This window comes from Aeromonas sp. 604176 (assembly GCF_049170755.1).
Classification (GTDB): domain Bacteria; phylum Pseudomonadota; class Gammaproteobacteria; order Enterobacterales; family Aeromonadaceae; genus Aeromonas; species Aeromonas veronii_A.
Genome location: NZ_JAAKNE010000155.1, coordinates 1 through 7,650 on the forward strand (window position 1 = coordinate 1; position 7,650 = coordinate 7,650).

Genomic DNA, 7,650 nt, shown 5'->3' on the forward strand with positions numbered 1-7,650 from the left:
ACCTTGCGCTCCACCGGCCCCTTGCTGGTGGCGGGATCCCCCACCTGTTCGCAGATGGCGGCCGATTCGCCGAGCTGCACCAGCTTGGCCAGATAGCCCTCGATGGCATGATAGGGAACACCCGCCATCGGGATGGGGCTGCCAGCTGACTGGCCACGCTTGGTCAGGGAGATATCGAGCAGCTGGGAGGCCTTGCGGGCATCGTCATAGAACAACTCGTAGAAGTCGCCCATCCGGTAGAACAGCAGGATCTCCGGGTTCTCGGCCTTGAGGGTCAGATACTGCTGCATCATGGGCGTGTGGGCGCTGAGATTGGCGCTTGGCGCAGCGCCAGTAGCTTGGTGTTGTGCGGTCATGTTCTATTCCAGAAGGGGCCTCTGCGGGCCCGGGTCTGCGGTGATGAGCCTTAAGCTTGATGGCGCCATTCTACACATAAGCGCCGCGCCGGGGGAGCGGGTGTTCCGGGCGCGGTTGTTCTGCACTATTGAAGGCATGACACCGGTGCGGCACCTCACATTGCGGCAGGCAAGGGCGGTCTGCCGTGGTTGCGGGCGGCGCTAGCGGGATCGCATAATGTGCCCCTTGAGCGGATCATAAGGAGTCGTGATGAAACTGGATGCAGAGATAGAGCACCTTGCCATCGAGCTGGGACGGGCCCTCGGTCAACGGGGCTGGCTGGCGGCGACCGCCGAATCCTGTACCGGCGGCGGGGTGGCCAGCGCCATCACCGACATCGCGGGTAGCTCCGGCTGGTTCGATCGCGGTTTTGTCACCTACACCAACGAGGCCAAACAGCAGATGCTGGGGGTGAGCAGCGATAGCCTTGAACAGCACGGTGCAGTGAGCGAGGCGGTGGTGCTGGAGATGGCCCGCGGCGCGCTGGCGCACTCGTCTGCCTCCATCAGTGTTGCTATCAGTGGCATCGCTGGCCCCGGCGGCGCCACCGAAGGCAAGCCGGTCGGCACCGTCTGGTTCGCCTGGGCCGACCGCAACGGCCGTCACCACTCCCTGCTCGCCCGCTTCGACGGGGATCGCCGACAGGTACGCCAGCAGGCGGTGAGACAGGCCTTGTCGGGTCTGTTGGCCCTGCTCAGATAAATTGGGCTTGATACTGTATGAATAGACAGTATACTTAGCCCAACTTCACTTCTTACTCACGATTTCCAGCGGAGATTGGCATGGATCAGAACAAACAGAAGGCACTGGCGGCTGCGCTGGGTCAGATTGAAAAGCAGTTCGGCAAAGGTTCCATCATGCGTCTGGGCGACAGCAAGACCATGGATATCGAAGCCATCTCTACCGGTTCCCTCTCGCTGGACGTGGCGCTGGGCATTGGCGGTCTGCCGTGTGGCCGTATCGTCGAGATCTACGGCCCGGAATCTTCCGGTAAAACCACCCTCACCCTGCAGGTGATCGCGGAAGCCCAGAAGAAGGGCAAAACCTGTGCCTTCGTCGATGCGGAACACGCCCTCGACCCTATCTATGCTGCCAAGCTGGGCGTCAACGTCGACGACCTGCTGATCTCCCAGCCGGATACCGGCGAACAGGCGCTGGAGATCTGCGACATGCTGGTTCGCTCCAACGCGGTTGACGTCATCATCGTCGACTCCGTGGCGGCCCTGACGCCGAAAGCGGAAATCGAAGGGGAGATGGGTGACTCCCACGTTGGTCTGCAGGCCCGTCTGATGTCCCAGGCGCTGCGCAAGCTGACTGCCAACATCAAGAACGCCAACTGCCTGTGCATCTTCATCAACCAGATCCGGATGAAGATCGGCGTCATGTTCGGTAGCCCGGAGACCACTACCGGTGGTAACGCGCTCAAGTTCTACGCCTCAGTGCGTCTGGATATCCGTCGTATCGGCGCCATCAAGGAAGGTGACGAAGTGGTCGGTAACGAGACCCGCGTTAAAGTGGTCAAGAACAAGGTTGCCCCGCCCTTCAAGCAGGCTGAATTCCAGATCTTCTACGGTGCCGGTATCTCCAAAGAGGGCGAGCTGGTGGATCTCGGTGTCAAGCACAAGCTGATCGACAAGGCCGGCGCCTGGTACAGCTACAACGGCGAGAAGATCGGCCAGGGCAAGGCCAACGTGATGAAGCTGTTCGCCGAGAACAAGGTGATGGCTGGCGAAGTGGAAGCCCGCCTGCGCGAGCTGCTGCTCTCCGGTGCCGTGCCAGTCGATGACAAGGCTGCACCGGTTGAGGCAGAAGAGTTCGATGCCGAAAGCGAACAAGAGTTCGAATAAGGAACAAAGGAAGGCCGGGTAGATACCCGGCCTTGTTATTTATGATGGTTGATGAATCCGTTACCGAACCGGTCGAACCTGCCGAGCCGACCTTTGCCGAGCAGCTTACCGCCGCTCGCGCCTTTGCCATGCGCAGTCTGGCCCGTCGCGAGAGTGCCGAGTCAGAGCTGGCTAGACGCCTGCGCCAGCAGGGCTTCAATGAAGAGGTGATCGAGGCGGTGGTCGACTACTGCCGCGGTTACAACTGGGTCAATGACGAGCGTTACGGCGGTATGGCAGTACGGGCCGGTGCCGCCAAGGGGCATGGCCCCATCAAGATCCGCTTCGATCTGCGCCGCAAGGGACTCGACGATATGCAGATTGATGCCGCATTCGATCAGCCGGAGCTGGACTGGTTCGAACTGGCGTTTGCCCTGCTCGAACGGCGCGCCCGGGTGGCCGATCTGGCGGATTTCAAGCTGCGGATGAAGTGGCTCAAATATCTGCTGGGGCGCGGTTTTACCCAGGATCAGGCACGTTACGCTATCTCTGCCCTGCAGGAGCGGGAGGAGTAACGCCACTGCGTGGCAACAGTCGTCTTACCTCTCCTTGTGGCAGGTTTTTCCTGCCGGCTCAGTAGGTTGCGAGCGCAATTCCGAAAAAACCGTCTTTTGTTCATCTCATCCCTCTTTGTGCGCGGCTTTTTTGCCTCTCGACGGTGGAAAAAGCCACTGTGAGCAGTGGCGCTCTTTTCTGGCCCGTTTATGTGCGCTTTTTCGCCCGTGGCGGCCCTGTCCGTTTTACTTTACCCCGCAGAAAACTTACATTAATGCGGTTAAAAGTCCGTATTCGAATCAAGCAGGATTTTCCATGTATATGTCCACGTCAGAGATTCGCGCTGCGTTTCTCGAGTATTTCCGTTCCCAGGGGCACCAGGTTGTCTCCTCCAGCTCGCTGGTACCGCATAACGACCCGACCCTGTTGTTTACCAACGCGGGTATGAACCAGTTCAAGGATGTGTTCCTTGGCGCAGACAAGCGTGCCTACAATCGCGCGACGACTTCCCAGCGTTGCGTGCGTGCCGGTGGTAAGCACAACGATCTGGAAAACGTCGGCTATACCGCTCGTCACCACACCTTCTTCGAAATGTTGGGCAACTTCAGCTTCGGTGACTACTTCAAACAGGATGCCATCAAGTTTGCATGGGGCTTCCTGACCGAGGTGCTGCAGCTGCCGAAAGATCGCCTGCTGGTGACCGTCTACGCGACTGACGATGAAGCTTTCGATATCTGGGAAAAAGAGGTCGGTGTCCCGGCCGATCGCATCGTGCGCATCGGTGACAACAAGGGTGCCCCTTACGCTTCCGACAACTTCTGGGCGATGGGCGATACCGGCCCGTGCGGTCCCTGCACCGAGATCTTCTATGACCACGGCGATCACATCTGGGGTGGCCGTCCCGGCTCACCGGAAGAGGATGGTGACCGTTTCATCGAGATCTGGAACGTGGTCTTCATGCAGTTCAACCGTCAGGCTGACGGCACTATGGAGCCGCTGCCCCGTCCGTCCGTGGATACCGGCATGGGTCTGGAGCGGATCTCCGCCATCATGCAGGGTGTGCACTCCAACTACGAAATCGACATCTTCCAGGCGCTGATCAAGAAAGCGGCCGAGATTGTCGGCACCACCGATCTGAGCAACCAGTCCCTGCGCGTCATCGCTGACCACATCCGCTCTTGCGCCTTCCTGGTGGCAGATGGCGTGATGCCGTCCAACGAAGGCCGTGGCTATGTGCTGCGCCGCATCATCCGCCGCGCCGTGCGTCACGGTCGCAAGTTGGGCGCTACCGATGTCTTCTTCTACAAACTGGCTGCCGAGCTGGCAGTGCAGATGAAGGATGTCGCTGCCGAGCTGATCGCCCAGCTGCCGCTGGTCGAGCGCGTGCTGCGCATCGAAGAGGAGCAGTTCGTCCGCACGCTGGATCGCGGTCTGCTGCTGTTGGAAGATGCTCTGGCCAACCTGGGCGATGCCAAGGTTATTCCGGGCGAAGTGGTGTTCAAGCTCTATGACACTTACGGCTTCCCGGCTGACCTGACTGCCGACGTGGTGCGCGAGCGCGAGATCGGCATCGATGAAGAGGGCTTCAAGGCCGAGATGGAGAAGCAGCGTGCTCGTGCCAAGGAAGCGTCCAGCTTCGGCGTGAACTACAACGAGATGCTCAAGCTCGACTTCGAGACCCCCTTCACCGGTTACAAGACCCTGAGCGAGCGCACTCGCGTGGTCGGCATCTACAAGGGTGTGGAAGAGGTGAGCGGTCTTATCGCCGGTGACGAAGCAGTCATCGTGCTGGAAGAGACCCCCTTCTACGCCGAGTCCGGTGGCCAGATTGGCGACAGCGGTACCCTGAAAGTGGACGACGGCATCTTTGCCGTAACCGACACCCTAAAAGCGGGCAAGGCGATCATCCACAAGGGTTACATGGAGCTGGGCACCTTGGAGAAAGGGGCCGAGGTTGAGGCCGTGGTAGACGCTGACCGTCGTCAGGCCATCGCCCTGAACCACTCCGTGACTCACCTGCTGCACGCTGCCCTGCGTCAGGCTCTGGGCGAGCATGTCACCCAGAAAGGTTCTTTGGTTGGAGCCGAGCGCATGCGTTTCGACTTCTCCCACTTCGAGGGGCTGACCATGGCGACCATTCGCCGGGTCGAGGAGCTGGTCAACAACCAGATCCGCGCCAACCACGAAATCACCACCCAGCTGATGGATCTGGAAGCGGCCAAGTCCGCCGGTGCCATGGCGCTGTTTGGTGAGAAATATGAAGACGACGTGCGAGTGGTGCGCATGGGCGACTACTCCACCGAGCTGTGCGGCGGTACTCACGCCAAGCGCACCGGCGATATCGGCTTCTTCAAGATCATCGCCGAGAGCGGTATCGCGGCTGGCGTGCGCCGTATCGAAGCGGTGACCGGCAAAGCGGCTATCGACTTCATGCATCAGGTTGGCGAGCAGATTGAAGAGGCTGCCGCCCTGGTGAAAGGCGACCAGTTCTGCATCGCCGACAAGGTTCGCCAGATGCTGGACAAGGCCAAGATGATGGAGCGCGAGCTGGAGCAGCTCAAGGCCAAGCTGGCCGCTCAGGCCGGTAACGACCTGCTGGGTCAGGTGATCGAGATCAACGGTCAGAAGGTGCTGGTTGCAGCGCTGGAAGGGGCCGATCCGAAATCCCTGCGCGGCATGCTGGACGAGCTGAAGAACCAGATGAAGTCCGGTGTCGTGCTGCTGGCCACCTGTGCCGATGGCAAGGTCAACCTGATCGCGGGCGTCACCAACGACCTGACCGGCAAGGTCAAGGCCGGTGAGCTGGTCAATCTGGTTGCCCAGCAGGTGGGTGGCAAGGGCGGTGGCCGTCCGGACATGGCACAGGCGGGTGGTACCCAGCCTGAGGCGGTGCCGGCAGCGCTGCAATCCGTTCACTCTTGGCTGGAAGAGCGCCTGTAATCGGGCGAGGTGATCTGTGGCACTCTATGTACAGAAGTACGGCGGCACCTCGGTCGGCACACTGGAGCGGATCGAGGCGGTAGCTGAGCGGGTCGAGCAGACCCGCGCCCAGGGACACGACGTGGTGGTGGTTGTCTCCGCCATGTCGGGCGAAACCAACCGGTTGCTGGGCATGGCCCAGCAACTGGATCCTGATGCCAACCGGCGGGAGATGGATGTACTGGTCTCCACCGGTGAGCAGGTCACCATAGCGCTGCTGGCGATCGCGTTGAACAAACGCGGTTGCCCCGCGGTCTCAATGACCGGTGATCAGGTACGGATTCATACCGATTCCGCCTATGGCAAGGCGCGCATCACCCACATCGACACCGAGCTGGTTCATGCCGAACTGGCTGCGGGCAAGGTGGTGGTGATCGCCGGTTTCCAGGGCCGTGACGAGCATAACGCCATCACGACCCTGGGCCGCGGCGGTTCGGATACCACGGCGGTTGCCGTGGCGGCGGCCATCAAGGCCGATGAGTGCCAGATCTTTACCGATGTGGATGGGGTATACACCACGGATCCGCGCATCGAGCCCAAGGCGCGTCGTCTCGACACCATCACCTTCGAGGAGATGCTGGAGATGGCCAGTCTCGGCGCCAAGGTGCTGCAGATCCGCTCGGTGGAGTTTGCGGGCAAGTACCGCGTCCCGCTGCGGGTGCTGTCGAGCTTTATCGATGGAGAGGGAACCTTAATCACATATGGAGGTGAGAGGATGGAAGCTCCCCTGGTATCCGGGATCGCTTTTAACCGCAACGAGGCCAGTCTGACCATTCTGGGCGTGCCGGACAGACCAACCGTAGCTGCGCAGATCCTGAATCCGATCAGCGACGCCAACATTGATGTCGACATGATTGTGCAGAACACCCTGGGAGATGGCACCGCCGACTTCACCTTCACGGTGAATCGTGACGACTATCGCCGCGCCCGGGCTCTGTTGGAGGAGACCGCAACCGAACTTGGCGCCTCCTGCGTGCAGGGAAATGGCGAAATTGCCAAGGTTTCCATTGTCGGTGTCGGCATGTGGAACCATCCCGGTGTTGCGCGCACCATGTTCAAGGTATTGGGCGAGGAGGGGATCAACATGCAGTTGATCTCGACCTCTGAAATCAAAATCTCTGTGGTGATTGACGAGAAGTATCTGGAGCTGGCGGTGCGAGCCCTGCACGCGGCTTTCGGGTTGGATCAGGCACCGCAAGAGCAGCCCTTGGGCTAACAATCTCTGATTGATTTAGTTTCAACCATTTACCATATCGGTATCTTTGTTAGATAATGTCGCATATCGATATAAAAACAAAACAGGATACAGGAGCAAGCGAATGCTTATTTTGACTCGTCGTGTTGGGGAAACCCTGATGATTGGTGATGAAGTGACTGTCACCGTACTGGGCGTTAAAGGCAACCAGGTCCGTATCGGTGTTAACGCGCCGAAAGAGGTCTCCGTACACCGCGAAGAGATCTACCAGCGCATCCAGGCCGAGAAAGTTCCGGGCCAACCGGGCTTCTAAGCCACTTTCATGGCTGTGACAAGGCGACACCTCATGTGTCGCCTTTTGTTTTTCCGGCCCCCTGAAATCGCCCTGCAGGGCGCGAAACTGCGGGATAAGTGCCGATATTGTTTGAATATTCCACGCTTTGACCAAATGCTGAGCGAACGCACTTTTTTCTCCAAAAAAGTGTTTGACTAAAAATCCCTGTGAAGTATTATCAGCCCCGCAAACGGAGAGGTGGCCGAGAGGCTGAAGGCGCTCCCCTGCTAAGGGAGTATGCGGCTTATACCCGCATCGGGGGTTCGAATCCCCCCTTCTCCGCCATTTGCGCCCGTAGCTCAGCTGGATAGAGTACCTGGCTACGAACCAGGTGGTCAGAGGTTCGAATCCTCTCGGGCGCACCA

6 protein-coding genes, 2 tRNA genes and 1 pseudogene are annotated in these 7,650 nt (G+C 59.6%); 8 read left to right on the forward strand and 1 reads right to left on the reverse strand.

All coding sequences use genetic code 11. The features are described from left to right. A pseudogene (locus G5358_RS19265) lies at nucleotides 1–356 on the reverse strand (DNA mismatch repair protein MutS); the annotation flags it as partial. A 250-nt stretch (nucleotides 357–606) separates the two neighbouring features. Between G5358_RS19265 and pncC the strand changes: the two are divergent. The 8 genes from pncC to G5358_RS19305 all read left to right on the forward strand — a co-directional run bounded on the left by pncC (nucleotide 607) and on the right by G5358_RS19305 (nucleotide 7,650). After that, a complete protein-coding gene (pncC, locus tag G5358_RS19270) occupies nucleotides 607–1,098 on the forward strand; it encodes a nicotinamide-nucleotide amidase (RefSeq protein WP_005357800.1) in 492 nt (163 codons plus the stop codon). Between the two features lie 80 nt (nucleotides 1,099–1,178). After that, nucleotides 1,179–2,243, forward strand: a complete 1,065-nt coding sequence (gene recA / locus G5358_RS19275) for a recombinase RecA (protein ID WP_040068994.1) — start codon at nucleotides 1,179–1,181, stop codon at nucleotides 2,241–2,243. A gap of 44 nt (nucleotides 2,244–2,287) precedes the next feature. Further along, nucleotides 2,288–2,797 (forward strand): regulatory protein RecX, encoded by a 510-nt coding sequence (locus tag G5358_RS19280; protein ID WP_421250879.1) that lies wholly within the window; start codon nucleotides 2,288–2,290, stop codon nucleotides 2,795–2,797. Nucleotides 2,798–3,092: 295 nt separating this feature from the next. Continuing rightward, on the forward strand, nucleotides 3,093–5,717 hold the full coding sequence (alaS, locus tag G5358_RS19285; RefSeq protein WP_042033273.1) for an alanine--tRNA ligase: 2,625 nt from the start codon (nucleotides 3,093–3,095) through the stop codon (nucleotides 5,715–5,717). Between the two features lie 16 nt (nucleotides 5,718–5,733). Beyond that, entirely contained in the window at nucleotides 5,734–6,972 is a 1,239-nt protein-coding gene (locus tag G5358_RS19290; protein WP_124241561.1) for an aspartate kinase, read from the forward strand. A 103-nt stretch (nucleotides 6,973–7,075) separates the two neighbouring features. Continuing rightward, on the forward strand, nucleotides 7,076–7,264 hold the full coding sequence (gene csrA, locus G5358_RS19295; protein ID WP_005336053.1) for a carbon storage regulator CsrA: 189 nt from the start codon (nucleotides 7,076–7,078) through the stop codon (nucleotides 7,262–7,264). 213 nt (nucleotides 7,265–7,477) lie between these two features. Continuing rightward, nucleotides 7,478–7,570, forward strand: a tRNA-Ser gene (locus G5358_RS19300). Nucleotides 7,571–7,573: 3 nt separating this feature from the next. Next, nucleotides 7,574–7,650, forward strand: a tRNA-Arg gene (locus tag G5358_RS19305).